Raw genomic sequence first — 26,232 nt, 5'->3', positions numbered from 1 at the left:
GGGCAGAGCACCACTGGTTCCGCCGACCTCGATCTCTGGACACCGAAAACTTCACGCACCTCCCGGTGCGCAGGCTGCGGTTACTTCTTTTGCAAAGAGAATCCACGACCGCCGCCGACCTGATCTCGGGAGGCGCAGCACATGGTGGGTGTCCGGTGCGCAGGCAGCGGTTACTTCGGGACACGGTATGTTGCGGGTTCGAATCCCGTCATCGACCCCAGGTTCGATGTGGCGGAACTGGAAGACGCGCCGGGTTATGTACCGTCGCCGATCCTGACCTCGGCCACCTTCCTTTTGCTGCGCCTCCCTCCGAAAGAGCAACGAATTCGGGGGAATTCACCATGGCGCGATTCAACACGCGTGCCGCCAAGGCTCAGCTGAAGTCGGCGGTCACGTCGACCGGCCGGGTGCTGCGGACCCACGAGGGCGGCCGGGGCCAGGAGCGCGATCCGCGCTCCGAGCTGTTCCTGCTCGCCGTCGCCAACTTCGTCTCGCAGCACACCTTCTACGAGAAGGCCCAGGACCGAGACGACCGCTTCACCCGCCTCGTCCGCGACCTCGCGGTCAGCGACCCGGAGTGGACGGCCGGACTGCTCGGCTGGTTGCGCGGCGAGGGCAACATGCGCACGGCCTCGATCGTCGGCGCCGCCGAGTACGTGCACGCGCGGCTGGCAGCCGGGGCGACCGACGGCCCGTCGAACCGGCAGGTCGTGGCCTCCGTGCTGCGGCGCCCGGACGAGCCCGGCGAACTGCTCGCGTACTGGACGTCCACGTACGGCCGCGCCCTGCCCAAGCCCGTCAAGCGCGGTGTCGCCGACGCCGTGCGCCGGCTCTACCACGTCCGGTCGCTGCTCAAGTACGACACCGCCTCCAAGGGCTATCGCTTCGGCGACATCCTCAACCTGGTGCACGCCTCGCCGGACCCGGACAAGCCGTGGCAGGGCGACCTGTTCCGGTACGCGCTCGACCGGCGCCACCACCCGGACGCCGCGGTACCGCCCACGTCGCTTCCGGAGCTCGCCCTGCACCGTGAGCTGATGGCGCTGCCCGTCGAGCAGCGGCGGGCGGTCGTCACCTCCGCCGACGGCGCCGAGCGGCTGGCGGCGGCCGGCATCACCTGGGAGGCGCTGGCCGGCTGGCTCCAGGGGCCGATGGACAAGGCGGCCTGGGAGGCCGTGATCCCGTCCATGGGCGCGATGGCACTGGTCCGCAACCTGCGGAACTTCGACGAGGCCGGGGTCTCGGACGAGGTCGCCGCCCGGGTCGCGGCGAAGATCAGCGCCCCGGAGGAGGTGCGCCGCTCGCGGCAGTTCCCCTTCCGCTACCTGGCCGCGTACCAGCACGCGCCCTCGCTGCGCTGGTCCTATCCGCTGGAGCAGGCGCTCGGCCACTCGCTGGCCAACGTGCCCGCGCTGCCGGGCCGCACGCTCGTGCTGGTGGACCGTTCGGGCTCCATGTTCTGGTCGCAGGTGTCCGAGCGCTCGCAGCTCAACCGGGCCGACGCGGCGGCGGTCTTCGGCACCGCCCTCGCGCTGCGGGCGGCGAAGGCCGATCTCGTGCAGTTCGGCTCGACCAGCGACAAGGTCCCGTTCCGCAGGGGCGAGTCGGTGCTGAAGATCCTGGAGCGCTTCGGCGACCTGGGCGGCACCGACACCACCGAGGCGGTGCGCCGGCACTACAAGGGGCACGACCGGGTGCTGATCGTCACCGACGAGCAGTACACCCCGCACCGGCACGGCGACCCGACCGCCCAGATCCCCGACCGGGTCCCGGTCTACACCTGGAACCTGGAGGGCTACCGGGCGGGTCACGGCCCGTCGGGCACGGGCAACCGCCACACCTTCGGCGGCCTCTCCGACGCGGCCTTCCGGATGGTCTCGCTGCTGGAGAGCGGCGGGGAGGGCCGCTGGCCCTGGCTCGCCTGAGCACCCGCGCCCGTCCGGGCGGCAGCCCGGCCGGCCGACGCCGAGCGGCACCGGCCGGCCCGCGCTAGGCGGCTTCGCGCCTGCCGGTCAGGACCGTCGCCGCCACCAGCAGGCCGGCCAGGGTGAGCAGGGCGCCGGCGGCGAAGGCGTGGGCGGCGCCGTGGGTGAGGACGGCGTCCGGGGACCCGGTGGTGTGCCGGGTCGCCGTGCCGTACACCGTCACCAGGACGGACAGGCCGACCGTGCCGCCCAGCCACTGCAGGGTCTGCAGCAGTCCGGAGGCCGCGCCCGCCTCCTTCGGGGTGACGGCGGCCAGGATCGTCGCGTTGAGCGGCATGAAGCTCATGCCCAGGCCGAGGCCCACCAGGACCAGCGGTCCGAGGAGCCCGGCCGCGTAGCCGTCCCCGGGCTCCAGCCGGGCCAGCAGGCCGGTGCCGAGCGCGGCGAGGGCCATGCCGGTCAGCAGCACCGGCTTGGTGCCGAACCGGGCCAGCAGCCGGGGCACCAGCCGTACGGTCGTGAACATCACCAGGGTCATCGGCAGGAAGGCGAAGCCCGCGCGCAACGGGCTGTAGCGCAGCACCTGCTGGCCGAACAGGGTGAGGAAGTAGAAGGCGCCGAACATGCCAGCGGGCAGCAGCAGGATGCTCACGTATCCGCCGGCCCGGTTCCGGTCCGCGAACAGGCGCAGCGGCAGCACCGGTTGGTCCGCCCGCGACTCGACCAGCAGGAAGCCGGCGAGCAGGACGGCCGCCGCGGCGAAGCCGAGCAGGGCCCGGGTGTCGCTCCAGCCGCCCTCCGAGACCCGGATGAAGGCGTACACCAGCGAGGTCGTGCCGGCCGTCCCGGTCAGCGCGCCCGGCAGGTCGAAGCGGCCCGTGTGGCGCGGGGTCTCGGCGACGAAGCGGGGCAGGGCGAGGACCAGCGCCAGGCCGATGGGGACGTTGACGAGCAGGGCCCAGCGCCAGGACGCCCAGGAGGTGAGCATGCCGCCGAGGACCAGGCCGACGGAGCCGCCGATGCCGGCCATGGAGGAGTAGACGCTCAGCGCGCGGTGCCGGGGCGGGCCGTCGGGGAAGCTGGTGGTGATCAGGGCGAGGGTGCTCGGGGCGATCAGGGCCCCGCCGAGACCCTGGAGCGCGCGGGCGGCGAGCAGCCAGCCCCCGTCGGTGGCGAGCCCGCCGAGCAGCGAGGACACGGCGAACAGCAGGACGCCGCCGGTCAGGGCGCGGCGGCGGCCCAGGATGTCGCCGACCCGGCCGCCGAGCAGCAGCAGACCGCCGAAGGCGAGGGTGTAGGCGTTGAGGACCCAGGACAGGCCGGTGCGGCTGAAGTGCAGACCCCGCTGGATGTCCGGCAGCGCTACGTTGACGACGGTGGAGTCGACGCCGACCATCAGGTAGGCGGTGACGATGACGAGGAGGGTGGTGCCGAGCCGCGCGGGTGGCGCGGGTGTAGCTGCGGACGCGGATGCGGTGGCGGACGGTGCGGACGGGGTGGACAAGGCGGTCTCCCGGTCTGTGTGTCCCCGGGCGCACGGCGTCCGCGGGCAGGGGCGAGCTGCCCACGGAGCACTGCGGCGGTAAGCGGGGACTGTCTCCGTTTAGTGCTCGATAAGATACGGAGAGAGTCCCCGGTTTGCAAGGAGTGAGTGGATGACGCAGGGCAGGCCCATGCGCGCGGACGCTCGGCGCAACTACGAGCGATTGCTGAAGGTGGCGGTGGAGGCCTTCGCCGAGCATGGGGAGAACGCGTCACTCGACGACATCGCCAAGCGGGCGGGCGTCGGCTCGGGCACGCTCTACCGGCACTTCCCGAGCCGGCAGGCCCTCCTGGAGGCGGCGTACTTGGACCGGATCGAGGCGCTGGGGGTGCGCGCCGACGAGCTGGCGAAGGAGCTGCCGCCGGGCGAGGCGCTCACGGAGTGGCTGTACGAGCTGGCTGTCGGCACCCTTCAGGTGCGGGGCATGAAGGCCCTGCTCAGCTCGGCGGTGACGGACGGCGCCGCGGCGACACTGACGGCCTGCGGGACCGTGGTGAAGGGCGCGATGGCCCGGCTGGCGCAGGCGGCGCAGGCGGACGGCGCGCTGCGGAGGGACGTGGAGCCGATCGAGGTGCTGCGGCTGGCGCACGGAGTGGCGATGGCCACGGAGCTGGCGCACGGGGAGCCGAAGGAGATCCGCCGGTATCTGTCCCTGCTCACGGAGGGACTGCGGCCGGGCGGGGAGCACGGACAACCGGGCGCCCCCTGACCGACGGGGGCGCCGATGGCTGTCGTACGACCGCTTACAGGGCCCGCGCCCCCGGATCCACCATGTTCCGCACCGTGCGGGCCTTCACGAAGTCGCCCATGGCCGTCATGTCCCACTCGCCGGAGAACTGGCGGATGAGCTTGGCCATCATGACGCCCGTCTGGGGCTCGGCACCGGTGAGGTCGAAGCGGACCAGCTCCTCGCCCGTGGCCGCGTCGACCAGGCGGCAGTACGCCTTGGCGACCTCCGTGAACTTCTGGCCGGAGAAGGAGTTGACCGTGAAGACCAGGCCGGTGACCTCCTGGGGGAGGCGGCCGAGGTCGACCATGATGACCTCGTCGTCACCACCGCCCTCACCGGTGAGGTTGTCGCCGGAATGCTTCACTGCGCCGTTCAGGATCGTGAGCTTGCCGAAGTAGCAGCTGTCGATGTGGTTGCGCTGCGGGCCGTAGGCGATGACCGAGGCGTCCAGGTCGATGTCCTTGCCGCGGAACGCCGGCTCCCAGCCGAGGCCCATCTGCACCTGGGAGAGCAGTGGCCGGCCGCCCTTGACCAGGGACACGGTCTGGTTCTTCTGGAGGCTGACGCGGCCCTTGTCGAGGTTGATCTTCCCGGCGCCCGGCGCCGGAGCGGGCGGCGGGGCCACCGGCTGCGGCGGGGCGGCGGGAGCGGCCGGGACGGTGGGCGCGGCGGCCGGCTGCGGCGGGGCCGCTGGGGCCGCGGCCGGTTCCTCCACCGTCACGCCGAAGTCCGTCGCGATGCCGGCCAGTCCGTTGGCGTACCCCTGGCCGACGGCGCGGGCCTTCCACTGGCCGTTGCGCCGGTAGATCTCCACGATCACCAGCGCCGTCTCCGTGCCGAGCTGCGGCGGTGTGAACGTGGCCAGGGCCGAGCCGCCGTCCGCGTCCCGGATCGTGGCCGTCGGCTCGATGCCCTGGAAGGTCTGGCCGGCCGCGTCCGGGCTGGCCGTGACCACGATCTTCTCGATGTCCGGCGGCACCGCGGCGGTGTCGACCGTGATCGCGTCGGGCGCCGCACCGCCGCCGGACGTGTACGTCACGCCCGGTCCGGCGGGCTGGTTGTAGAAGATGAAGTCGTCGTCGGAGCGCACCTTGCCGTCGGCGGTGAGCAGCAGGCCCGACACGTCGAGCCGCACCGGAGCGGAGACGTCCACCGTCACGCGCGCGGCCGGAAGAGGGATGTTCGAGCCAGGGGTCATAGCTGTCATGCCGGGTGAACGAACGACACCGCTTTACCGTTCCCTTACCGACGGCGAGCGGACCCCCGATCGGCTCAGGGCACCACGACGATCTTGCGGCCGACCCCCGCCGCGAACTGCTCCAGCGCCTCGGGGTACCGGTCCAGCGGGATCCGGTCGCTGATGAAGACGTCGGGATCCAGGACGCCGTTCGCGAACAGCTCCGCCGCCCGTTCGAAGCTGTGCAGCACCGCCATGGAGCCGGTGATGGTGATCTCCTGGTTGTAGATGCGGTACGGGTCGATCGTCACCCGGGTCGCGTAGTCGGCCACGCCGAACTGCAGGAACGTGCCTGCCTTGGCCACCCGCTCCAGGCCGTCCTGGATCGCCTTGGCGTTGCCGGTGGCGTCCACCACCACGTCCCAGCCCTGCGGCCGGTCCAGCTCGTCCGCGCTGCCGGCCGCGCCCGAGACCCCGAGCCCGCGGGCCGTCTCCAGGCGGGCCGGGTTGATGTCCACCACGTCCACGCGGGCCGCGCCGGTCCGCTTGGCCAGCTCCAGCATCATCAGGCCCATGGTTCCGGAGCCGTAGATCAGCACGTGGGCGCCCAGGCGGGACCGGAGCACGTCGTAGCCGCGCACCGCGCAGGACAGGGGTTCGATCAGGGCCGCGTCCTCGGTGCGCACATGCTCGGGCAGCTTCACGCAGTTCGCCACGGGGGCCACGGCGTACCGGGCCGCCCCGCCCGCCGTCGTCACGCCGATCGCGCCCCACCGCTCGCACATGTTGTTGTGGCCGTCGCGGCAGTACCGGCACTCGTAGCAGTACAGCGAGGGGTCCACGGCCACCCGGTCGCCGACCGCGACCTCGGTGACCCGGGTGCCGACGCCGACGACCTCGCCGGCGAACTCGTGCCCCGGCACGATCGGCAGCTCGGGCGCGAACTCGCCCTGGAGGATGTGCAGGTCGGTGCCGCACAGGCCGCAGGCGGCGACCTCGACGACGACCTCGCGGGGTCCCGGCGTCGGGTCGGGGACCTCGGTGACGACGGCCCGGCCCACGGACTCGATGACGGCGGCCTTCATTTCACGGCTCCAAGCGACAGGCCCTGGACCAGCTTGTCCTGGGCGGCGAACCCCGCGGCGAGCACCGGCAGGGAGACGACGAGCGACGCGGCGCACACCTTGGCCAGGAACAGGCCCTGGCTGGTGATGAAGCCGGTCAGGAAGACGGGGGCGGTCTGGGCGACCACGCCCGTCAGGACCCGGGCGAACAGCAGCTCGTTCCAGCTGAAGATGAAGCAGATCAGGCCGGTGGCGGCGATGCCGGGCAGGGCGATGGGGGCCACCACGCGGGCGAGGATCGTCGGCAGCCGGGCGCCGTCGATCTGCGCCGCCTCGATCACCGCGACCGGTACCTCGGCGAGGAACGACTGCATCATCCACACCGCGATCGGCAGGTTCATGGAGGTGTAGAGGATGACCAGGAACCAGATGTTGTCGAGCATCCCGGTGTTCTTCGCGAACAGGTAGACCGGCAGCAGTCCGGCCACGACCGGCAGCATCTTCGTGGACAGGAAGAAGAACAGGACGTCCGTCCACTTCCTCACCCGGCGGATCGACAGCGCGTACGCCGCCGGCAGGGCGAGGAGCAGCACGCAGACCGTGGAGACCACCGACGCGACCGTCGAGTTGACCAGCGCCGGCCAGGGACTGGCCCCGCCGCCCGCGCCGAAGAACTCGCGGTAGCCGTCCAGGGTGAGGGCGGCGCCGAAGGAGGGCGGGTTGGTCGCCGCGTCCGCCTCGGAGTGGAGGGACGTCAGCGCCATCCAGGCGATGGGCAGGAAGAACACGATGCCGGCCAGCCAGGCCACCAGGCCGAGGCCCAGACCCCGGTGCTTCCTGATGCTCACGGCGATGTCGCTCATGCGCGGGACACCTCCTCGCGGAACAGGGACGACACCACGCGCAGGGCGAAGGTCGCGATGACGATCGAGCCGATGACCACCAGGACACCGGCGGCCGAGGCCAGGCCGTTCTCGTGGGCCTGGTAGAAGCTCTGGTAGACGGTGTAGGGGAGGTTGGCGGTGCCCAGGCCGCCGGACGTGATCGTGAAGACCGCGTCGAAGTTCTGGACGATGTAGATCGAGCCCAGCAGGGCGCCGAGTTCGAGGTAGCGGCGCAGGTGCGGGAGCGTGATGTGCCGGAAGACCTGCCAGTCGTTCGCGCCGTCCACCCGCGCGGCCTCGATCTGCTCGGGGTCACGGCTCTGCAGTCCGGCGAGCAGGATCAGCATCATGAACGGCGTCCACTGCCACACCAGGGAGGCCTCGACCGCCAGCAGCGGGGTGCCCGAGATCCAGTCGGGCTGTGGCCCGCCGACGTAGTGCAACAGGCCGTTGAGCAGGCCGTACTCGGGGTTGTAGAGAACGTGCTTCCAGAGCAGGGCCGCGGCCACCGGGACCACCAGGAACGGGGCGATCAGCAGGGTGCGGACGAGGCCCCGGCCGCGGAACCTGTGGTTCAGGAGCAGGGCGAGGACCAGGCCGAGGACCAGGCTGACCAGGACCACCGCCACCGTGAGCAGCACGGTCGTCCATACCGAGTGGCGCAGGTCCGCGTCGGTGAGGACCTGGCGGTAGTTGTCGAGGCCGGCGAAGTGACGGGCCTGCGGATAGAGGGAGTTCCAGTCGAAGAAGGAGATCACCAGCGTGGCCACGAACGGCAGCTGGGTCACGACGATCATGAAGACGAGGGCGGGCAGGAGGGGGGCCCGGGTGGCCCAGGCGCGCAGCCGGGCGGAGGGCTGCCGGGTGGCGCGTACCGGTGTCGCTGCGTACGGGGCTGTCGTCGCGGTCATCGTCCCTCGTACTCCTTGGAGATCTTCTCGGCGAGCGCTTGCGACTTCTTCAGGGCCGAGTCGACGGACTGGCGCCCGGCGATGGCCGAACTGATCTCCTGGGAGACCTTGGTGCCGAGATCGGTGAACTCGGGGATGCCGACGAACTGGATGCCGGGCGCGGGGCGCGGCTGTACGCCGGGGTCGTTCGGGCGGCTGTTCTCGATGGCCTCCTTGGTCATCTCCTGGAAGGAGGCGGCCGACCTGCGGTAGTCGGCGTTCGTGTAGGTCGAGGCCCGCTTGCCCGCCGGGACGTTCGACCAGCCGCTGGTCTCGCCGACCAGCTGCTCGTAGCCCTTGCCGGACGCCCAGGACACGAACTTCCAGGCCTTGTCCGGGTTGCGGGAGGCCTTCTGGATGCCCCAGGCCCAGGTGTAGAGCCAGCCGGAGGACTTCGTGCGCTCCACGGGCGCGGGGGCGTAGCCGAGCTTGCCCTTGACCGGGGAGTCGTTCGCCTCCAGCAGGCCGGCCGCGGAGGTGGCGTCGTACCACATGGCGACCTTGCCCTGGGTCATGTTGTTGAGGCACTCGGCGAAGCCGGACTGGGCGGCGCCGGACTCGCCGTGCTCGCGTACGAGGCCGACATAGAACTTCGTCGCCTTCTCGAAGGCCGGGGAGTCGAGTTCCGCCTTCCAGTCCTTGTCGAACCAGGTGCCGCCGAAGGTGTTCACGACCGTCGTGAGCGGTGCCATCAGCTCGCCCCAGCCGGGCAGGCCGCGCAGGCAGATGCCGCGCATGCCGGAGCGGGCGCCGTCCGCCTCGGCGGCGAGCCGGGCGACCTGCTGCCAGGTCGGGTGGGCCGGCATGGTCAGGCCCTTCGCCGCGAACACGTCCTTGCGGTACATGAGGAAGGACGACTCGCCGTAGAAGGGCTGGCCGTAGAGCTTGCCGTCGTTGCCGGTCAGGGACTCGCGCATCGGCTTGAGGACGTCCTGCTCGTCGTACGACGGGTCCTTCGCGACGTACGGGTCCATCTCGTGCAGCCAGCCGTTGCGGGCGTAGATCGGTATCTCGTAGTTGGACAGCGTGGCCACGTCGTACTGGCCGGCCTGGTTGGCGAAGTCCTGGCTGATCTTGTCGCGGACGTCGTTCTCGGGCAGGACCGTGAAGTTGACCTTGATGCCCGTCTCCCTGGTGAAGTGGGCGGCGGTCAGCTTCTGCAACTCGGTCATCTGCGGGTTGTTGACCATCAGTACGTTGATGGAGTCGCCGCCTGAACCGGACCCGCCCGCACCGACCCAGCAGCCGGAGAGCAGCGGGGCGAGCAGCGTCCCTGCGGCGGCCATGGCGAGCGTGGCTCGCGGCCTCCGTCGGCTCTGGGTTCGCATGGATCGCTCCTGGATATATCGGGATATATAGGGCGGTGATCGATACACGTGCGCCCCATGGGTGGGTGAGTGTCTTGTCAGACCCGGATGACCTGGGGTCCCAGCAGGGCGTACCGGTGGGCCTCCGCCGTCGGGAGCTGCGTGCTCGTCACGATCGCCTCCAGCTCGGCGACCTCGGCGAACCGGCAGAAGCTGACCGCCCCGAACTTGGTGTGCACGCCCGCGAAGACCGTCCTCCGCGCCGCCCGCACGGCCTGGGCCTTGACCTCGCTGACCGCGGGATCGGGGGTGGTCAGGCCGTGCTCGCGGGAGATGCCGTTGGAACCGATGTAGGCGAGGTCGATCACGAAGCCGGCCAGCATCTTCGTCGTCCAGTGGTCGACGGTGGCCAGCGTGCCGGCCCGGACCCGTCCGCCGAGCAGCAGGACCGAGATGCTCCCGGCCTCCGCGAGGGCGCCCGCGACCGGCAGGGACGCGGTGACCACGGTCAGCGGCCGGTCCCTGGGCAGCGCCTCGGCGATGAGCTGGGGGGTGAAGCCCTCGTCGACGAAGACCGACTCGGCGTCCCCGAGCAACTCGGCCGCCGCGGTGGCGATCCGGCGCTTCTCGGGCACATGGCTGGTGGCGCGGAAGGCGAGCGTGGTCTCGAAGCCGGCGCTCTCCACCGGGTAGGCGCCGCCATGGGTGCGGCGGACCAGGCCGTGGTCCTCCAGCGCGCGCAGGTCGCGCCGGATGGTCTCCTTGGCCACGCCCAGCTCGGCGGCGAGGGCGGTGACGTCCACGGAGCCCGTGGCGCGAGCGGCCCGCACGATCTCGCGCCGGCGCTCGTCCGTGGTCCACATGCTCATGTCGTCACCCACTTCCCTGTGGAACTGCCCGTTCGGGCTCCTGGGGGAAGTTCTACCCTCGGTGCGCGCGGCTGACCAGGTCTGTTGCGGGCCCGTTCCTGCCCGCTTGGGCCCGCTTCGCACCGGCCGTGACCGCCTCGGACCTGCGCGGCTGTCCGGGGCGCGGGGGAAACGGGCGCGCCGGATGCCCGGACACGGCGACGGGCGGGCCCGTTCGGTGCCCGCCCGCGCGTGTGGACGATCGTTTCCGGCCGTTCCGGGCCGCGGAATGGCTCAGTACGGCCAGATCGGCGGGTCGTTCACGAAGTGCCCGCCCAGGTGGCTGTGGGCCGGGTTCTCCGGGTCCAGCTCGCCCTGCTCGGCGATCAGCTTCCCGGCGTACGGCTCGGAGTCGTCCCGCGGCTCGTAGCCGAGCGCCCGCGCGGTGGTCAGGTCCCACCACAGGCGGGTGTTGGCGGAGGAGCCGTAGACGACCGTGTGGCCGACCTCCTCGGCGGTCAGGGCCGCGTGGAAGAGTCGGGCGCCGTCGGCCGGGCTCATCCACACCGAGAGCATGCGGACGCTGGTGGGCTCCGGGAAGCAGGAGCCGATGCGCACGGACACGGTCTCCAGGCCGTGCTTGTCCCAGTACAGCTGGGCGAGGTCCTCGCCGAAGGACTTCGACAGGCCGTAGAAGGTGTCCGGGCGGCGCGGGGTGTCGACGGGGATCAGCGGCTCGCCCGCGCGCGGGGCCGGCGTGAAGCCGACGGCGTGGTTGGAGGAGGCGAAGACGATCCGCGGCACACCCTCCTGGCGGGCGGCCTCGTACAGGTTGTAGGTGCCCTCGATGTTCGACCGCAGGATCTTCTCGAAGGGCGCCTCCAGGGAGATGCCCGCGAGGTGCAGGACCGCGTCCACGCCCCGCACCGCCTCGCGCAGCGCGCCGGTGTCGGTGAGGTCGGCGGTGATGGCGTCCGGCTCGCCGTCGACGGGGCGCACATCGAACAGCCGCAGCGCGTAGCCGTACTCCGGCAGCAGGGACCGCATCAGGGTGCCGAGCCCGCCGGCGGCGCCGGTGAGCAGGATCGTACGGGGAGCGGGCATCCTTCGGTCTCCTTGACGTCAATGGCCGCATGCGTGGACAAGGTTCATATTCATGGACACGCTAAGGAGCGGTGATCCGCCCCGTCAAGTGTGCCGCGACAGGGGAGAATCCGCTTGTGGATTGCCCGTTCGCGCGCTTGACCCGCTCCAATGCGGACTCGTAGCGTGAGCGTGTTCAGAAATATAGACGCTGATCAGAAACATGCACCGACAGGGAGCGCCTGTGACGCCAGCCCCTCTCGCTGACCGGCTCCGCGATCCGAGCGGGCCGCTCTTCTTCCCCGTCACGGCCTACGGCCCCGGCGGCTCACTCGACCTGGACGTCTACCGCACCCATGTGCGCCGGGGTGTCGCGGCCGGTGCCGCCGCCGTCTTCGCCTGCTGCGGCACCGGGGAGTTCCACGCGCTGCTGCCGGAGGAGTTCGAGGCCTGCGTCCGCGCGGCCGTCGAGGCGGCCGACGGGCGCGTCCCCGTCGTCGCGGGCGCCGGCTACGGTACGGCCCTCGCCGTCCGCTACGCCCGGCTCGCCGCGGACGCGGGCGCCGACGGCCTCCTCGCCATGCCGCCCTACCTCGTGCTCGCCGGCCAGGAGGGCCTGCTGCGGCACTACCGGGAGATCGCCGCGGCCACCGCCCTGCCGGTCGTCGTCTACCAGCGCGACAACGCCGTGTTCACCCCGCGGACCGTGGTCGAACTGGCCCGCACGGACGGTGTCATCGGCCTCAAGGACGGCCTCGGCGACCTCGACCTGATGCAGCGCGTCGTCAGCGCCGTCCGCACCGAGGCCCCCGGCGACTTCCTGTACTTCAACGGCCTGCCCACCGCCGAGCAGACCCAGCTCGCCTACCGCGCGCTCGGCATCACCCTGTACTCCTCCGCCGTGTTCTGCTTCGCGCCGGAGATCGCCCTCGCCTTCCACCGCGCCCTGGAGACGGGCGACCTGCCCACCGCGCACCGCCTGCTGGACGGCTTCTACCGCCCGTTCGTCGAGCTGCGCGCCCAGGGCCGCGGATACGCCGTCTCCCTCGTCAAGGCCGGGGTGCGGCTGCGCGGCCTGGACGTCGGCGAGGTCCGGCCCCCGCTGCACGAGCCGGCCGAGGACCATGTCAAACAGCTCGCCCAGCTGATCGAACGCGGCTACGCCCTGCTGGAGGAGGACGCGTGAGCGACAACGGCCCCGCACGGGAGGAGGACGCGTGAAGGCATCGGCGTTCGTCTACCCCTGGGACGTCAACGGGGACCCCGAGGCCCCCGCACGCATCGCCGGACTCGGCGTCGAGCAGGTCACCCTCGCCGCGGCCTACCACTCCACCCGCGCGCTGACCCCGCGCCACCCCCGCCACCGCATCGTCACCGCCGAGTACGCGGCCGTCCTCTACCCGCCGGGCGACCGCTGGGCGGGCCGCGGTCTGCGCCCCTACCCCGCCGGCCGCTGGGCCCCCGGCAACGCCTACGGCGAGGCCGCCGAGGCCCTCGACGCGGCCGGACTGGAGGTGCACACCTGGGTCGTCCTCGCCCACAACTCCCGGCTGGGCGCCGAACACCCCGACACCGCGGTCGTCAACGCCTACGGCGACCGCTACCCGTGGGCGCCCTGCATCGCCCAGCCCGCCACGCGCGCCTACCTGGCCGACCTGGCCGCCGAGGCCGCCGTACGCCCCGGCGCGCACGGCACCGAACTGGAGTCCCTCGGCTGGTACGGGCTGCAGCACCTGCACGCCCACGACAAGACCGCCGGCGTCGGCCTCGGGGACGCCGGGCAGTACCTGATGTCCCTGTGCTTCTGCCCGTCCTGCCGGGCCGGCTACGGCGAGCGGGGCCTGGCCGCCGACGCGCTCGCCGCGGCCGTACGCGAGGCGCTCGAACCGCTGTGGCGGGGCGCGGCCGACGACGAGGGCTGGCCCTCGGTGGAGAAGCTGCTCGGTGAGGACACGGCAGCCGCCACGCGCGCGTGGCGCGACACCACCGCCCGCACCCTCCAGGAGGAAGCGGTCACCGCCGTACGCGCCGCCGCGCCCCGGGGCTTCCAGGTCCTGCTGCACGCCGACCCGGTCCCCTACCACTGCGGCGCCAACGCGGGCGTCGACCCCGCCCACATCCTCTCCGTGGCCGACGGCGTGGTGGTGCCCTGCACGGGCGGTACGGGCCTGCTCGCGCCCTTCGCCGGGCAGGCGCGGGAGGGGACGGTGCTGGCCGCCAACCTCACCGTCGTCTCCGGGATGGGCGGCAGCCCCGGCACGCTCGCGGCGGACGCGGCACGCGCGCGCGGCGACGGCGCGACGGAGCTGCGGCTGTATCACGCCGGGTTGGCGTCGGACGGGGACCTGGCCTCGGTCCGGGAGGCGCTCTCGGCGCGCTGAGCCAGGGGCACCGCCGTCAGGAGCAGCGCCAGGCCGAGGGCCGGCAGCAGCAGCCCGGGGCCGGCCAGTTCCACCAGGCCGGCGCCGACGGCGAGTCCGAGCACGTTGGGGGTGAACAACAGCGTGTTGGCGGTCGCCGTCGCCCGGCCGAGCAGCGGGCCGGGAGTCTCCCGCTGGACCGCGGTGAGCGCGGCGATCAGCACACAGGGCAGTCCCAGGCCGCTCGCCACGCCGGCCGCCAGCGCCACCGGGTCCCACGGCACGGCCCGGGCCACCACCCCCACCCCCGTCAGCGCGATGCCCGCCGCCGCGAACCGCCGCGCGCCCAGCCGCCGCAGCGCCGGCCCGGCGAGCAGCCCGGCGGCCACCGAGCCGGCGCCCTGGAAGGCGTACAGCACGCCCGTGTAGGCAGGGGAGTGGCCGAGGCGGTCGACCACCGCGTACACCGTCGTACTGCACACCGCGGTCAGCAGCATCGTCGTACCGCCCGCCGTGACCAGCGGGCGCAGCCCGGGGTGCCCCCACAGGTGCCGGACGCCCTCGGCGGTCTCCCGCCACCAGCCGGCGCCGGATGCCACGGGCCGCTCCTCGCGCACGCGCAGCAGGCCGCACACCCCGGCGGCGAGCACGAAGCTGACCGCGTCCAGGCAGGCCACGGCCGGGCCGCCGCAGGCCGCGTAGAGGCCCGCGCCGGTCAGCGGGGCGACGAGCTTCATGCCCTCGCTGACCGTCATCCGCAGCCCGTTGAAGTCGCCCAGGAGGTCCGGGCCGACCGCGGCGGTCACCAGCGCCGACTCGGCGGCGTCGTGGACGACACCGGCGGCGCCGTACACCAGCAGGACGGCGAACAGCAGCCACAGCCGGTCGGGGGAGTCGACGGCGAAGAGGGTGAGGAGCAGGGCGGCGAGGCCCAGGTTCAGGGTGATGAGCAGGGGCACCCGCCGGACCCGGTCGGCGAGCGTGCCGAGCGCCGGCCCGGCCAGGGTGGGCGCCCACATGGCGAGCATGCACAGGGCGGCCAGACCGTCGGAGCCGGTCAGGTCCTTCACCCATACGCCCGAGGCCAGCCACAGCGAGGAGGTGCCGAAGCCGGACACCACCACCGCCGTCAGGTACAGCCCCGCGGTGCGGTCCCGCAGCACGCGGAACACGGTCAGGGAAGTCGTCATGCCTGGTCATCGTGCGGCTAAGGCGGGGGTGCGGGGATCGGGAAGATGCCCAGGTTCGCGGGCCGGCCGGGGCGGCGGCGCTGAGGAGGTGCCGCGGCGAGGCCCACGGGCGGGCGGGTGCTTCGCGGGCGGGCGCCGCCGTGGGCGACGGTGCGGCGCGGCACCGATGAGTTCCGGGAAGCCGGGCGGTCTGCCCTTCGTACCGGAAGCACCCCCTGAAGGAGTAGCCATGACCGTCGTGGACCTCGGCCCGCAGACCAGGATCGTGGCCCGGCTCGCCGGGGCCGTGACCGACGCGCAGCTGACGGCCCCCACACCGTGCCAGGACTGTGCCGTGCGCCGGCTGCTGGGCCACCTGCTGATGCTGTCCGTGGCCTTCCGGGACGCCGCCCGCAAGGACCTCGGCCCGACGACCGACACCGACCCGGACGCCGCCGTCCCGGACATCGGCCCCCTCTGGCGCGAGGAGCTGCCCGCCGCGCTGGACGAGCTGGCCGCCGCCTGGCGCGACCCGGCCGCCTGGACCGGTGACACCCGCGCCGGCGGGGTGGACCTGCCGGGCGCGGTGGCCGGTGCGGTCGTCGCCGACGAGCTGGTGATCCACGGCTGGGACCTGGCCCGCGCCACCGGGCAGGACTACAGCCCCGACCCGGCCGCCCTGGAGTGCGCCCATGGCTTCCTGCTGGCCGCGGCCGACGACCCCGACCGGGGCAACGGCCTCTTCGGCCCGGTCGTCCCGGTGCCGGCCGAGGCGCCGCTGCTGGACCGGGCGGTGGGCCTGAGCGGCCGGGACCCGGGGTGGCGGCCGTAGCGGGCCCGCCGGCACCGGCATGTAACCGCGGTCACTGCGGTCACCGCGGTCTCTGAACGAGCGCCCTCGCGGATTCGCGGGCATGATCGGATCACCGGATCCTCGTCATCCCCGACGCGTCCGCCAAGCGCACAGCCACGGAGGAAGCCGCCATGGACGAGCACTACGTGTGGGTAACGACGCGCCGCCTGCAGCCGGGCACGCTGGACGACTTCGAGCGGAGCTGGCGCCCGGAGCCCTCTCCGCAGGGCCTGCGCCGCGCCTTCGCGTACTGGTCCGAGGACGGACAGGAGATCACCGGGGTGTCGTTCTGGGACTCCCGGGACGCCTGCGACGCCTGGCGGACCTCCGAACCGGAGGCGCAGCGCCGGGCGGCCATGGCCCCGTACGTCGTCGACGAACGCGAGGGCTTCTACCGCGGCCGTGAACTCGGCCTCCCGGGCACCGGCCACGGGTGAGCACGGCTGCCATGAGCGAGATCGTCGTCGTGTACGAGCTGGAGCATCCGGCGGCCGACGCGGAACGGCACCCCCGCCGGGTGCACGCGGCCCCCGCCGCCCCCGGCCGGCCCGACGCCGCGGGCCCCCGGACACTCTGCGGCAAGGACACCTTCGCCATGGAGAAGGCCCACTCGGCACCCCCCGGCTCCCCGCCCACATCCTGGTACCCCGCGGAGTACGCCTCCCTGGTCTGCCCCGACTGCGACGCCGTGATGGAGGTCTGACTCGGCCGAGTGAGCCGGAGCGGGGCGCCCGGCGTCGTACGCTCCCTGCTATGCCGCTCACGCTCACCGTCCTCGGAACCGCCTCCCCGCACCCCGGCCCCGACCGGCCCTGCTCGGGGTATCTGGTGTCCGGCGGCGGTGCCGAGGTGTGGGTGGACGCGGGGCCCGGTACGTTCGCCGCGTTGCAGCGGCACACGGATCCGTCCCGGCTCACCGCGATCTGGATCTCGCATCTGCACGCCGACCACAGCGCCGACCTGCTCTCCGCCGCGTACGCCTTCGCCTTCGGCGGCATGACGCCGCACGCGCCGATCCCGGTGTACGCGCCGAAGGACTGCGCCCGCCGGCTGGCCGGCTTCTTCGGGCGGCCGGACGTCGGCTTCCTCAAGGGCGTCCTCGACTTCCGCGACCTGTACGACGGCCACGACGTCCGGCACTGGAACCTCCGCCTGACCGCCCGTGCCGTCGCCCACGACACCGAGGCGTACGGGCTGCGGGCGGAGTGCCAGGGCAGTGTGCTCGCGTACTCGGGGGACACCGGCCCCTGCCCCGCGCTCGCCGAACTCGCCGCCCACGCCGATCTGTTCCTGTGCGAGGCCGACATCAGCGAGCATCGCGATGGCGAACAGGTCCATATGACACCGGAGGACGCGGGCCGGGTCGCCCGTGCGGCGCGCGTACGAGAGCTGCTCGTCACCCATGCCGGCCCCACGCTCACCCGCGAGGCGGCCACCGCCCGGGCCGCCTCCGCCTCCGGCCGGCCCACCTTCGCGGCCGTCGAGGGACACATCCACAGCGCCTGAACCCTCCTCAACTTCCTTTGTCACAGGCATTGACGAAGCCCGGGCTCCCTCCTACCTTCAACGCGTCGTACTTCGTACGTCATATATGAGACGCGATATGTGAGATCCGAGAGGGCCGCATGACCTCTGTGCCCACCCCGATCCCGTCCCGCACGCAGTACGTGCTCGACGCGATCAAGCACCGCATCCTCACCGGGCAGCTCACCCCCGGCCGGCCCCTGGTCGAGACCGAGCTGGCCGCGCAGTTCGGGGTGTCCAAGACGCCGGTGCGGGAGGCGCTGAAGACCCTCGCCGGGACCGGGCTGGTCGTGATGAGCCAGTACAAGGGCGTCACGGTGCGCATGGTGGACGCGGACATGGCGCGCGAGGTCTACGACGTGCGGCTGCTGCTGGAGCCGGAAGCGCTGCGCCGGGCCGTCGGGCGGGGCGCCTCCCTCGACGCCGCCCGCGACGCCCTGACCCGCGCCGACGACGCCACCGACACCGCCGAACGCTCCCTGGCCAACCGGGAGTTCCACCGCGCCCTCTACCTGCCGTGCGGCAACCCGCTGCTCGGCCGGATGCTGGACGAGGTCCGCGACCAGGCCGCCCTCGTCTCCGCCGTCGCCTGGGCCGCCGACCCCTCCTGGGAGCGGGAGGCCGCCGAGCACCGGGAGATCCTGCGGCTCGCCCTGGACGGCGACGCGGACGGCGCCGCGAGCGCCCTGCACGCCCACATCGCGTCCTTCGTGCGCCGTGCGTTCCCCGAGCCCCTCCCAGAGGAAGGTCAGCAATGAGCAGCGTGACGTTCGAGGCCCAACGGGCGGCCCTGGCCGACGTGGTGGCGATCCCGGTGACTCCCTTCGCCGCGGACGGCTCCGTCGACACCGGCACCCACCGGGCCCTGCTGCGTCGCCTGCTCGACGGCGGGATCAGGACCCTCACCCCGAACGGCAACACCGGCGAGTTCTACGCCCTCACCCCCGAGGAGCGCCGTCTGGTCGCCGAGGTGACCGTCGAGGAGGCCGGGGAGCGGGCCGCCGTCCTCGTCGGGGTCGGGCACGACGTGCCCACCGCTGTCGCCTCGGCCCGGCACGCCCGCGACCTCGGCGCCGCCATGGTCATGGTCCACCAGCCGGTCCACCCGTACGTCTCGATGGCCGGCTGGGTCGACTACCACCGCGCCATCGCCGAGGCCGTCCCCGGGCTGGGCGTGGTGCCGTACATCCGCAACGACCGGCTGCCCGGCGCCCGGCTCGCCGAACTCGCCGACCACTGCCCGAACGTCATCGGCGTCAAGTACGCCGTCCCGGACGCGGCCCGGTTCGCGGCCTTCGCCCGGGACGCGGGCCTGGACCGCTTCGTCTGGGTCGCCGGCCTCGCCGAACCGTACGCCCCCTCCTACTTCTCCGCGGGCGCCACCGGCTTCACCTCCGGACTCGTGAACGTCGCCCCGGCCGTCTCGCTGAACATGATCGAAGCGCTTCGATCCGGCGACTACCCGGCCGCCATGAAGATCTGGGAACAGATCCGCCGCTTCGAGGAACTGCGCGCCGCGCAGGGCAGCGCCAACAACGTCACCGTGGTCAAGGAGGCCCTCGCCGCGCTCGGCCTGTGCCGCCGGGACGTCCGCCCGCCGAGCAGGCCGCTGCCCGAGGACGAGCGCGCCGAGGTCGCCGCCATCGCCGCCGGGTGGTCCCTGTGAAGAGCCCGGAGCAGCTCCGCAGCCATCAGTGGTACGGCACCGACGGGCTGCGCTCCTTCAGCCACCGCGCCCGCACCCGCCAGCTCGGCTACCTCCCCGAGGAGCACCTCGGCAAGCCGGTCATCGCCGTCCTCAACACCTGGTCCGACATCAACCCCTGCCACGTCCACCTCCGCGACCGCGCCCAGGCGGTCAAGCGCGGGGTGTGGCAGGCGGGCGGCTTCCCGCTCGAGTTCCCGGTCTCCACCCTCAGCGAGACCTTCCAGAAGCCGACCCCCATGCTCTACCGCAACCTGCTCGCCCTGGAGACCGAGGAACTGCTGCGCTCCTACCCGGTGGACGGCGCGGTGCTCATGGGCGGCTGCGACAAGTCCACGCCCGCGCTGCTGATGGGCGCCGCCTCCGTCGACCTGCCCGCCGTCTTCGTCCCCGCCGGCCCCATGCTGCCCGGCCACTGGCGCGGCGAGGTCCTCGGCTCCGGCACCGACATGTGGAAGTACTGGGACGACAAGCGGGCCGGCCTCATCGGCGACTGCGAGATGACCGAGCTGGAGAGCGGCCTGGCCCGCTCGCCCGGCCACTGCATGACCATGGGCACGGCGTCCACGCTCACCGCCGCCGCCGAGGCGCTCGGCGTGACCGTGCCGGGCGCGTCCAGCATCCCGGCGGTGGACTCCGGGCACGACCGGATGGCCGCGAAGGCGGGCCTGACCGTCGTCGAACTGGTCCACCGGGACCGGAAGCTGTCCGACATCCTCACCCGCGAGGCGTTCGAGGACGCCGTCACCACCGTGCTCGGCCTCGGCGGCTCCACCAACGCCGTGATCCATCTGATCGCCATGGCCGGCCGGGCGGGCGTACGGCTCACCCTGGACGACTTCGACCGCATCGCCCGCACGGTCCCGGTCCTCGCCGACGTCCGCCCCGGCGGCCAGAAGTACCTGATGGAGGACTTCCACTTCGCGGGCGGCCTGCCCGGCTTCCTCTCCCGGATCACCGACCTGCTGCACCTGGACCGGCCGACGGTCGCGCACGACACCCTGCGCGAGCAGATCGCCGGCGCCCAGGTCCACCACGACGGCGTCATCCGGCCCCGCGACAACCCGGTGGCGAGCGAGGGCGGGGTCGCCGTGCTGCGCGGCAACCTCTGCCCGGACGGCGCGGTCATCAAGCACATCGCCGCCGAACCCCACCTGCTCAAGCACACCGGCCCGGCCGTCGTCTTCGACGACTACCGGACCATGCAGCGCACCATCGACGACCCGGCGCTCGGCATCACCGCCGACAGCGTGCTGGTGCTGCGGGGCGCCGGCCCCAAGGGCGGCCCGGGCATGCCCGAGTACGGCATGCTGCCCCTCCCCGACCACCTGCTGAAGCAGGGCGTGCGGGACATGGTCCGGATCTCCGACGCCCGGATGAGCGGTACGAGCTACGGCACGTGCGTGCTGCACGTGGCGCCCGAGTCGTACGTCGGGGGTCCGCTGGCCCTCGTGCGCACCGGCGACCTCATCACCCTGGACGTCGAGGCCCGCACGCTCCGTCTCCACGTGGACGACGCCGAGCTGGCGGACCGCAGGGCGAAGTGGACGCCGCCGCCCGCCCGTTACGAGCGCGGCTACGGCGCCCTCTACAGCGAGCAGATCACCCAGGCCGACACCGGCTGCGACTTCGAGTTCCTGGCCCGGCCGGGCACCGTGCCGGACCCGTACGCCGGCTGAACCCCGCACACCCCTCGTCGAAGCGCTTCAATCATGTGCATGTAGCAAGCGCTTCCTATGCCCGCACCGCACGCCCCACTGCGAACGGAGAACAGTCATGGCCCAAGCCGCAGCCGTGGCGAAACCGCCCGCGCCACCCCGGCGGCGCCGTGCCTCCGCGACCCCGCGCCGGCTGCCGTACCTGCTGATCGCCCCCGCCGCCCTGCTGATGCTGGGCTTCATCGCCTACCCGGTGCTCAGCGTCTTCTACTACAGCCTGCGGAACCACAACCCCACCAAGCCCTGGCGGAACGGCTTCGCCGGCCTCGACAACTTCACCCATGCCTTCGCCCACGACCCCCAGTTCTGGGACACGCTGACCTTCAGCGCCAAGTGGGTCGTGGTCGAGGTCGGGCTGCAACTGCTGTTCGGGCTGGCACTGGCGCTCCTCGTCAACCAGACCTTCGTCGGGCGGGCGCTCGGCCGCGCGCTCGTCTTCTCGCCCTGGGCCGTCTCCGGCGTACTGACCTCCGCCATCTGGGTGCTGCTCTACAACTCCCAGACCGGCATCACCCGGTACCTCGCCGACGCGGGCATCGGGTCGTACGGCACCAGCTGGCTCTCGGACACCTCGACGGTCTTCCCGGCGGCGGTCGTCGCCGACCTCTGGCGAGGCGTCCCCTTCTTCGCGATCCTCATCCTCGCCGACCTCCAGTCCGTCTCCAAGGACCTGTACGAGGCCGCCGAGGTCGACGGGGCGAGCCGGCTCAAGCAGTTCTGGCACATCACCCTGCCGCACCTCAAGGACGCGATCGTGCTGTCCACGCTGCTGCGCGCGGTGTGGGAGTTCAACAACGTCGACCTGCTCTACACGCTGACGAACGGCGGCCCGGCGGGGGAGACGACGACCCTTCCCCTCTACATCGCCAACACCAGCGTCGACGCCCACAACTTCGGCTACGCCTCCGCCCTGACCACGGTGGCGTTCGTGATCCTGCTCTTCTGCTCGATCGCCTATCTGCGGCTGAGCAAGTTCGGAGGTGAGTCCAGGTGATCACCGAGATCGCTCCCGCACCCGAGAAGGCGGCGGCCGAGCCCGCCCGGCCCGGCCAGAAGCGCCGCGCCTGGGACGAGGTGCCGCGCTGGCAGATCTATGTCCCCTTGTCGATCTATCTCCTCTTCACCCTGATCCCCTTCTACTGGATCCTCCTCTTCGCGCTCCGCCCGGCCGGCTCCACCTCCCTGGTCCCCTGGCCGATGACCTTCGAGCACTTCGAGAAGGTGTGGACCGAGCGCAGCTTCGGCACCTACTTCGCCAACAGCGTCTACGTCGGCCTCGCCACACTCGCCCTGACCACCGTGGTCGCCCTGGCCGGCGGCTACGCGCTCGCCCGCTTCGACTTCCGGCTCAAGCGCGGCTTCATGCTGGCGCTGCTCTGCTCCCAGTTCGTGCCGGGCGCGCTGCTGCTGGTGCCGCTGTTCCAGATCTTCGCCAAGCTGTCGATGATCAACTCCCTCGGCAGCGTCGTCCTCGCCGAGACCGTCTTCCAGCTGCCGCTGTCGATGATCCTGATCAGCGGGTTCATCCGGAACGTGCCGTACTCGCTGGAGGAGGCCGCCTGGGTCGACGGCTGCAACCGGCTCACCGCCTTCCGGATCGTCGTCCTGCCGCTGCTGCGGCCCGGGCTGATCGCCGTCGGCTCCTTCGCCTTCGTGCACGCCTGGAACCACTTCCTGTTCGCCCTGATGTTCCTCTCCGACCAGAGCAAGCAGACCATCCCGGTCGGTCTCAACACCCTGATGAGCGCGGACAGCGTCGACCTGGGCGCGCTGGCGGCGGGCGGCATCATCGCGGCCGTACCGGTGGTGATCGTGTTCGCCTTCATCCAGAAGTGGCTGATCACCGGGTTCAGCGCGGGGGCGGTGAAGGGATGAGCGTCGACATCGTCCTGGCGGGCGCGCGCGGCCACGGCCGCTGGCACCTGGACAACATCCGCCGGCTGCAGGCCAGGGGCGTCGTCCGGCTGGCCGGGATCTGCGAGCTGACCCCGCTGACCGGCCCGGAGATCCCGGACGGACTCGGCACGCCCGAGCAGTCCGCCGACCTCGGCGCGCTGCTGGACAGCACCGGCGCCCGGATCGCCGTGATCTGCACACCGATCCCGACCCACACCGACCTGGCCCTCACCGCCGCCGAGCGGGGCGTGCACCTGCTGCTGGAGAAGCCGCCCGCGCCCTCGTACGCCGCGTTCCGCCGCATGGCCGACGGGGTCGCGAAGGCCCGGGTGGCCTGCCAGATCGGCTTCCAGTCGCTGGGCTCCCACGCCCTGCCCGCCATCCGCCGGCTGCTCGCCGAGGGCGCGATCGGCGAGGTCGTCGGGGTGGGCGGCGCCGGGGCCTGGGTCCGCGACGAGGCCTACTACCGGCGGGCGCCCTGGGCGGGCCGGCGGCGCCTGAACGGCACCGACGTGGTGGACGGGGTCCTCACCAACCCCCTCGCGCACGCCGTCGCCACCGGCCTCGCCCTGCTCGGCACCACCCGCGCCGACGACGTCACCGGCATCGAGACCGAGCTGTGGCGCGCCAACGCCATCGAGTCCGACGACACCTCCTGCGTCCGCGTCCGCACCCCGCGCGGACCGGTCACCATCGCCGCGACCCTGTGCGCCGAGCGGCCCGGCGAGCCGTACCTGCTGGTGCACGGGACCAGAGGCCGGATCACCTTCTGGTACAAGCAGGACCGGGTGCTGCTCCAGCGGACCGGCCACGGCCCGCAGGAGACCGAGTACGGCCGCAGCGACCTGCTGGAGAACCTGGCCGGGCACGTGACGAGCGGTACCGCGCTGCTGGTGCCGCCGGACGACACCGGCGCGTTCATGCGGGTGGTCGAGGCCGTGAGGACCGCCCCCGACCCGGAGCCCCTCCCGGACCACGCCTGGCGGCTGCTGCCCGCCGAGCACCGCCGGATCGTGCCCGGCGTCGACGGCCTGGTCGCGGCGGCCGCGGACACCCTCGCCCTCTACTCCGAACTGGGCGCCTCCTGGGCCCCGCCGAACGAGGTGAGCACCCGATGACGTCCTCCGACAACCTGGTCCTGCGGGTCGCGGGCCGCCCGGTCGGCCGCTACGTCACCCGGCCCGAGCTGCCCGCCCGGCTCGCCCCGCGCCCCTTCCTGCACCCCGTCACCACCCTGGCCGGCACGGCGGTCACCGAGGTGAGCCCCGCCGACCACGCACACCACCTCGGCGTCGGTGTCGCCGTTCCCGACGTCGAGGGGCACAACTTCTGGGGCGGCCGGACCTTCGTCCGGGACCGGGGGCCGGCCGAGCTGGACAACCACGGCGCCCAGCGGCACACCGGCTTCCAGCTGCGCGACCCCGACGGCTTCGTGGAGGAGCTGCGCTGGGTCGCCGCCGGGACCGAGCTGCTGCGCGAGCGCCGCACGGTCGCGGCCACCGGACTCACCGCCACCGCCTGGGCGCTGGACTTCACCTTCTCCCTCACCAACACCACCCCGAACGCCCTGTCGATCGGCAGCCCCGCCACCAACGGCCGGCCCGGCGCGGCCTACGGCGGCTTCTTCTGGCGGGCCCGCAAGGAATCCCGCGCACCCGAGGTCTTCACCGCCGACCGCGAGGGCGAGGCGGAGACGCACGGCACCCGCGCCGACTGGCTCGCGCTGGCCGGATGGGGGTCCCCCCGAGCGAGCGAAGCCGAGCGTGGGGGAGGGTGGACGCTGGTGTTCGCCGGGGCCACCGAGGGCACCCGCCGGGACCCGTGGTTCGTCCGGGCCGCCGAGTACCCCGGCGTGGGCTCCTCCCTGGCGCACTCCGAGCGGCTGACCGTCGCGCCCGGCGAGACCGTCGTCCGCCGGATCGTCACCGTCGTCGCCGACGGCCGGCCGGCGCGGGACGAGGCGGCGGCGCTGGTCCGCAAGGCGGTGGCCCAGTGAACACCTACCGGAACCCGGTGCTGAACGCCGACTGGTCCGACCCGGACGTCGTCCGCGTCGGCGACGACTTCTGTCTCACCGCCTCCAGCTTCGGCCGCGCCCCCGGCCTGCCCCTGCTGCACTCACGGAACCTGGTCGACTGGACGCTCGTCGGCCACGCCCTCGAACGCCTGGAACCGGAGGAGGAGTTCGCCCGGCCCCGGCACGACTGCGGGGTCCGGGCGCCGGCCGTCCGGCACCACGACGACCGCTTCTGGATCTTCTGGGGCGACCCGGACCAGGGCGTCTTCCAGGTCAACGCCCCCGAGATCAGGGGCCCCTGGACCCGACCGCACCTGGTCAAGGCGGGCAAGGGCCTGATCGACCCGTGCCCGCTGTGGGACGACGAGACCGGCGAGGCCTACCTCGTGCACGCCTGGGCCGGATCCCGCTCCGGCGTCAAGAACCGCCTCACCGGCCACCACATGCACCCCGACGGCACCTCGCTGCTCGACGAGGGCAAGGTGATCGTCGACGGCGACCACATCCCCGGCTGGTTCACGCTGGAGGGGCCCAAGCTCTACCGGCACGACGGCTGGTTCTGGATCCTCGCCCCGGCCGGGGGAGTGGAGACGGGCTGGCAGGGCGCGTTCCGCTCGCGCGGGTTCTTCGGCCCGTACGAGGAGCGGATCGTCCTGGAGCAGCGGGACACCGACGTCAACGGACCGCACCAGGGCGGCTGGGTGCGCACGCCGGCCGGCGAGGACTGGTTCCTGCACTTCCAGCAGCGCGGCGCCTACGGCAGGGTCGTCCACCTCCAGCCCATGCGCTGGGGAGCCGACGGCTGGCCGGTCCTCGGCGACGCCGGCGCCCCCGTGGCCGTACACCGCCGGCCGGACCTCCCGCAGCAGCCGCCCGCCGCCCCGGCGACCGACGACGACTTCCCCGGCGGACGGTACGGCCGCCAGTGGCAGTGGACCGCCAACCCCGGCGACGGCTGGGCCACCCACCACTTCGGGGACGGCCTCCGGCTGACCTGCGTCCGCTCCGCCGACGTCGACGACCTGCGGAAACTGCCGAACGTCCTGACCCAGCGGCTGCCCGGCCGGCCGAGCGTGGCCGAGGTCGAGCTGCGGCTGGACGGCACCGAGCCGGGCGCGCGGGCGGGGCTCGCGGTGCTCGGGGACGCCTTCGCCTGGATCGGGCTGGAGCGCGGGATCGACGGGACGGTCCGGCTCGTGCACCGGTTCGCCGAGGCGGTCGCCGACGAAGAGCGCGACGCCGGGGTGCCGTGCGTGGCCCCCGAGGGGCGGGCCCGGCTGCGGATCGAGGCCGGGGCGGGGGCACGCTGCCGGTTCTGGTACGACCTCGGGGACGGCCACCGCCCGTCCGGACCGGTCTTCGCGGCCACCCCCTGGCGCTGGGTCGGCGCCCTGCTCGGCCTGTTCGCCGCCGCCCCCGAGGGACCGGGGCCCGCCGGGGCGGCGAGCTTCACCCGGTTCCGCGTCACCGCTCGGTAGA

At 72.8% G+C, this 26,232-nt stretch carries 25 protein-coding genes; 16 read left to right on the top strand and 9 right to left on the bottom strand.

From position 1 onward, the window contains the following. Nucleotides 1-341: 341 nt before the first annotated feature. Nucleotides 342-1,925, top strand: a complete 1,584-nt coding sequence (locus ABZ937_RS14765) for a TROVE domain-containing protein (protein ID WP_361691077.1) — start codon at nt 342-344, stop codon at nt 1,923-1,925. Between the two features lie 64 nt (nt 1,926-1,989). On the opposite strand, the gene ABZ937_RS14760 is transcribed toward ABZ937_RS14765, so the two are convergent. Beyond that, nucleotides 1,990-3,429, bottom strand: coding sequence for an MFS transporter (locus ABZ937_RS14760; protein WP_361691074.1), 1,440 nt, complete (start codon nt 3,427-3,429; stop codon nt 1,990-1,992). 151 nt (nt 3,430-3,580) lie between these two features. On the opposite strand from ABZ937_RS14760, the gene ABZ937_RS14755 reads away from it, so the two are divergent. Next, nucleotides 3,581-4,177, top strand: a complete 597-nt coding sequence (locus ABZ937_RS14755) for a helix-turn-helix domain-containing protein (protein ID WP_361691071.1) — start codon at nt 3,581-3,583, stop codon at nt 4,175-4,177. A 34-nt stretch (nt 4,178-4,211) separates the two neighbouring features. Here the strand turns inward: ABZ937_RS14755 and ABZ937_RS14750 are convergent, their stop codons facing one another. The 7 genes from ABZ937_RS14750 to ABZ937_RS14720 form a co-directional block, all read right to left on the bottom strand. Further along, nucleotides 4,212-5,396, bottom strand: a complete 1,185-nt coding sequence (locus ABZ937_RS14750) for a TerD family protein (RefSeq protein WP_361691619.1) — start codon at nt 5,394-5,396, stop codon at nt 4,212-4,214. A gap of 74 nt (nt 5,397-5,470) precedes the next feature. Continuing rightward, complete coding sequence (locus ABZ937_RS14745) at nt 5,471-6,460, bottom strand: zinc-dependent alcohol dehydrogenase family protein (protein ID WP_361691068.1); 990 nt, start codon at nt 6,458-6,460, stop codon at nt 5,471-5,473. After that, on the bottom strand, nt 6,457-7,302 hold the full coding sequence (locus ABZ937_RS14740; RefSeq protein WP_361691065.1) for a carbohydrate ABC transporter permease: 846 nt from the start codon (nt 7,300-7,302) through the stop codon (nt 6,457-6,459). The genes ABZ937_RS14745 and ABZ937_RS14740 overlap by 4 nt, the downstream gene beginning before the upstream one ends. Next, nucleotides 7,299-8,234 carry a sugar ABC transporter permease gene (locus ABZ937_RS14735; protein WP_361691062.1) on the bottom strand — a complete coding sequence of 312 codons (936 nt, stop codon included), beginning with the start codon at nt 8,232-8,234 and terminating at the stop codon, nt 7,299-7,301. The genes ABZ937_RS14740 and ABZ937_RS14735 overlap by 4 nt, the downstream gene beginning before the upstream one ends. Continuing rightward, nucleotides 8,231-9,601 carry a sugar ABC transporter substrate-binding protein gene (locus ABZ937_RS14730; protein ID WP_361691059.1) on the bottom strand — a complete coding sequence of 457 codons (1,371 nt, stop codon included), beginning with the start codon at nt 9,599-9,601 and terminating at the stop codon, nt 8,231-8,233. The genes ABZ937_RS14735 and ABZ937_RS14730 overlap by 4 nt, the downstream gene beginning before the upstream one ends. A gap of 77 nt (nt 9,602-9,678) precedes the next feature. After that, entirely contained in the window at nt 9,679-10,449 is a 771-nt protein-coding gene (locus ABZ937_RS14725; protein ID WP_361691056.1) for a DeoR/GlpR family DNA-binding transcription regulator, read from the bottom strand. 273 nt (nt 10,450-10,722) lie between these two features. After that, complete coding sequence (locus ABZ937_RS14720) at nt 10,723-11,532, bottom strand: NAD(P)-dependent oxidoreductase (protein WP_361691053.1); 810 nt, start codon at nt 11,530-11,532, stop codon at nt 10,723-10,725. A gap of 223 nt (nt 11,533-11,755) precedes the next feature. Between ABZ937_RS14720 and ABZ937_RS14715 the strand changes: the two genes are divergently transcribed. Then, entirely contained in the window at nt 11,756-12,697 is a 942-nt protein-coding gene (locus tag ABZ937_RS14715; protein ID WP_361691050.1) for a 5-dehydro-4-deoxyglucarate dehydratase, read from the top strand. A 31-nt stretch (nt 12,698-12,728) separates the two neighbouring features. Then, nucleotides 12,729-13,892, top strand: coding sequence for a hypothetical protein (locus tag ABZ937_RS14710; protein ID WP_361691047.1), 1,164 nt, complete (start codon nt 12,729-12,731; stop codon nt 13,890-13,892). On the opposite strand, the gene ABZ937_RS14705 is transcribed toward ABZ937_RS14710, so the two are convergent. After that, nucleotides 13,829-15,061, bottom strand: a complete 1,233-nt coding sequence (locus ABZ937_RS14705; RefSeq protein ID WP_361691044.1) for an MFS transporter — start codon at nt 15,059-15,061, stop codon at nt 13,829-13,831. The genes ABZ937_RS14710 and ABZ937_RS14705 overlap by 64 nt on opposite strands. 229 nt (nt 15,062-15,290) lie before the next feature. On the opposite strand from ABZ937_RS14705, the gene ABZ937_RS14700 reads away from it, so the two are divergent. The 12 genes from ABZ937_RS14700 to ABZ937_RS14645 all read left to right on the top strand — a co-directional run bounded on the left by ABZ937_RS14700 (nt 15,291) and on the right by ABZ937_RS14645 (nt 26,231). After that, nucleotides 15,291-15,872 carry a TIGR03086 family metal-binding protein gene (locus ABZ937_RS14700; RefSeq protein WP_361691041.1) on the top strand — a complete coding sequence of 194 codons (582 nt, stop codon included), beginning with the start codon at nt 15,291-15,293 and terminating at the stop codon, nt 15,870-15,872. Nucleotides 15,873-16,024: 152 nt separating this feature from the next. Then, the gene (locus ABZ937_RS14695; RefSeq protein ID WP_361691038.1) at nt 16,025-16,330 is read left to right on the top strand and encodes a hypothetical protein; all 306 of its coding nucleotides are present in this window, start codon (nt 16,025-16,027) and stop codon (nt 16,328-16,330) included. An 11-nt stretch (nt 16,331-16,341) separates the two neighbouring features. Then, nucleotides 16,342-16,596 carry a hypothetical protein gene (locus ABZ937_RS14690; protein WP_361691035.1) on the top strand — a complete coding sequence of 85 codons (255 nt, stop codon included), beginning with the start codon at nt 16,342-16,344 and terminating at the stop codon, nt 16,594-16,596. A gap of 50 nt (nt 16,597-16,646) precedes the next feature. Further along, nucleotides 16,647-17,399, top strand: a complete 753-nt coding sequence (locus tag ABZ937_RS14685; RefSeq protein WP_361691032.1) for an MBL fold metallo-hydrolase — start codon at nt 16,647-16,649, stop codon at nt 17,397-17,399. A 119-nt stretch (nt 17,400-17,518) separates the two neighbouring features. Then, nucleotides 17,519-18,175, top strand: coding sequence for a GntR family transcriptional regulator (locus ABZ937_RS14680; protein WP_361691029.1), 657 nt, complete (start codon nt 17,519-17,521; stop codon nt 18,173-18,175). Then, nucleotides 18,172-19,083 (top strand): dihydrodipicolinate synthase family protein, encoded by a 912-nt coding sequence (locus tag ABZ937_RS14675; protein ID WP_361691026.1) that lies wholly within the window; start codon nt 18,172-18,174, stop codon nt 19,081-19,083. The genes ABZ937_RS14680 and ABZ937_RS14675 overlap by 4 nt, the downstream gene beginning before the upstream one ends. Then, the gene (gene araD, locus ABZ937_RS14670) at nt 19,071-20,801 is read left to right on the top strand and encodes an L-arabinonate dehydratase (RefSeq protein ID WP_361691023.1); all 1,731 of its coding nucleotides are present in this window, start codon (nt 19,071-19,073) and stop codon (nt 20,799-20,801) included. Before ABZ937_RS14675 ends, araD begins: the two co-directional genes overlap by 13 nt. Before the next feature lie 97 nt (nt 20,802-20,898). Beyond that, the gene (locus ABZ937_RS14665; protein ID WP_361691020.1) at nt 20,899-21,834 is read left to right on the top strand and encodes a sugar ABC transporter permease; all 936 of its coding nucleotides are present in this window, start codon (nt 20,899-20,901) and stop codon (nt 21,832-21,834) included. Then, entirely contained in the window at nt 21,831-22,715 is an 885-nt protein-coding gene (locus ABZ937_RS14660) for a carbohydrate ABC transporter permease (RefSeq protein WP_361691017.1), read from the top strand. Before ABZ937_RS14665 ends, ABZ937_RS14660 begins: the two co-directional genes overlap by 4 nt. Beyond that, entirely contained in the window at nt 22,712-23,854 is a 1,143-nt protein-coding gene (locus ABZ937_RS14655) for a Gfo/Idh/MocA family oxidoreductase (protein ID WP_361691014.1), read from the top strand. The genes ABZ937_RS14660 and ABZ937_RS14655 overlap by 4 nt, the downstream gene beginning before the upstream one ends. Next, nucleotides 23,851-24,732, top strand: coding sequence for a PmoA family protein (locus ABZ937_RS14650; RefSeq protein ID WP_361691011.1), 882 nt, complete (start codon nt 23,851-23,853; stop codon nt 24,730-24,732). The genes ABZ937_RS14655 and ABZ937_RS14650 overlap by 4 nt, the downstream gene beginning before the upstream one ends. Beyond that, a complete protein-coding gene (locus ABZ937_RS14645) occupies nt 24,729-26,231 on the top strand; it encodes a family 43 glycosylhydrolase (protein WP_361691008.1) in 1,503 nt (500 codons plus the stop codon). Before ABZ937_RS14650 ends, ABZ937_RS14645 begins: the two co-directional genes overlap by 4 nt. The last annotated feature ends 1 nt before the right edge of the window (nt 26,232 follow it).

Origin of the sequence: Streptomyces sp. NPDC046727, assembly GCF_040645635.1 — a bacterium.
Taxonomy (GTDB): Bacteria; Actinomycetota; Actinomycetes; order Streptomycetales; family Streptomycetaceae; genus Streptomyces.
Note: the sequence above shows the minus strand (reverse complement) of the source record. Positions and strands in the feature narration are given on the sequence as shown.

Bases quoted from the DNA above. Each gene is read 5' to 3' on its own strand.
- ABZ937_RS14665 (WP_361691020.1), top strand. From the start codon at position 20,899: ATGGCCCAAGCCGCAGCCGTGGCGAAACCGCCCGCGCCACCCCGGCGG.
- ABZ937_RS14700 (WP_361691041.1), top strand. From the start codon at position 15,291: ATGACCGTCGTGGACCTCGGCCCGCAGACCAGGATCGTGGCCCGGCTC.
- ABZ937_RS14735 (WP_361691062.1), bottom strand. From the start codon at position 8,234: ATGACCGCGACGACAGCCCCGTACGCAGCGACACCGGTACGCGCCACC.
- ABZ937_RS14755 (WP_361691071.1), top strand. From the start codon at position 3,581: ATGACGCAGGGCAGGCCCATGCGCGCGGACGCTCGGCGCAACTACGAG.
- ABZ937_RS14685 (WP_361691032.1), top strand. From the start codon at position 16,647: ATGCCGCTCACGCTCACCGTCCTCGGAACCGCCTCCCCGCACCCCGGC.
- ABZ937_RS14695 (WP_361691038.1), top strand. From the start codon at position 16,025: ATGGACGAGCACTACGTGTGGGTAACGACGCGCCGCCTGCAGCCGGGC.
- ABZ937_RS14690 (WP_361691035.1), top strand. From the start codon at position 16,342: ATGAGCGAGATCGTCGTCGTGTACGAGCTGGAGCATCCGGCGGCCGAC.
- ABZ937_RS14720 (WP_361691053.1), bottom strand. From the start codon at position 11,532: ATGCCCGCTCCCCGTACGATCCTGCTCACCGGCGCCGCCGGCGGGCTC.
- ABZ937_RS14650 (WP_361691011.1), top strand. From the start codon at position 23,851: ATGACGTCCTCCGACAACCTGGTCCTGCGGGTCGCGGGCCGCCCGGTC.
- ABZ937_RS14680 (WP_361691029.1), top strand. From the start codon at position 17,519: ATGACCTCTGTGCCCACCCCGATCCCGTCCCGCACGCAGTACGTGCTC.
- ABZ937_RS14765 (WP_361691077.1), top strand. From the start codon at position 342: ATGGCGCGATTCAACACGCGTGCCGCCAAGGCTCAGCTGAAGTCGGCG.
- ABZ937_RS14740 (WP_361691065.1), bottom strand. From the start codon at position 7,302: ATGAGCGACATCGCCGTGAGCATCAGGAAGCACCGGGGTCTGGGCCTC.
- ABZ937_RS14745 (WP_361691068.1), bottom strand. From the start codon at position 6,460: ATGAAGGCCGCCGTCATCGAGTCCGTGGGCCGGGCCGTCGTCACCGAG.
- ABZ937_RS14730 (WP_361691059.1), bottom strand. From the start codon at position 9,601: ATGCGAACCCAGAGCCGACGGAGGCCGCGAGCCACGCTCGCCATGGCC.
- ABZ937_RS14675 (WP_361691026.1), top strand. From the start codon at position 18,172: ATGAGCAGCGTGACGTTCGAGGCCCAACGGGCGGCCCTGGCCGACGTG.
- ABZ937_RS14655 (WP_361691014.1), top strand. From the start codon at position 22,712: ATGAGCGTCGACATCGTCCTGGCGGGCGCGCGCGGCCACGGCCGCTGG.
- ABZ937_RS14725 (WP_361691056.1), bottom strand. From the start codon at position 10,449: ATGAGCATGTGGACCACGGACGAGCGCCGGCGCGAGATCGTGCGGGCC.
- ABZ937_RS14705 (WP_361691044.1), bottom strand. From the start codon at position 15,061: ATGACGACTTCCCTGACCGTGTTCCGCGTGCTGCGGGACCGCACCGCG.
- ABZ937_RS14750 (WP_361691619.1), bottom strand. From the start codon at position 5,396: ATGACCCCTGGCTCGAACATCCCTCTTCCGGCCGCGCGCGTGACGGTG.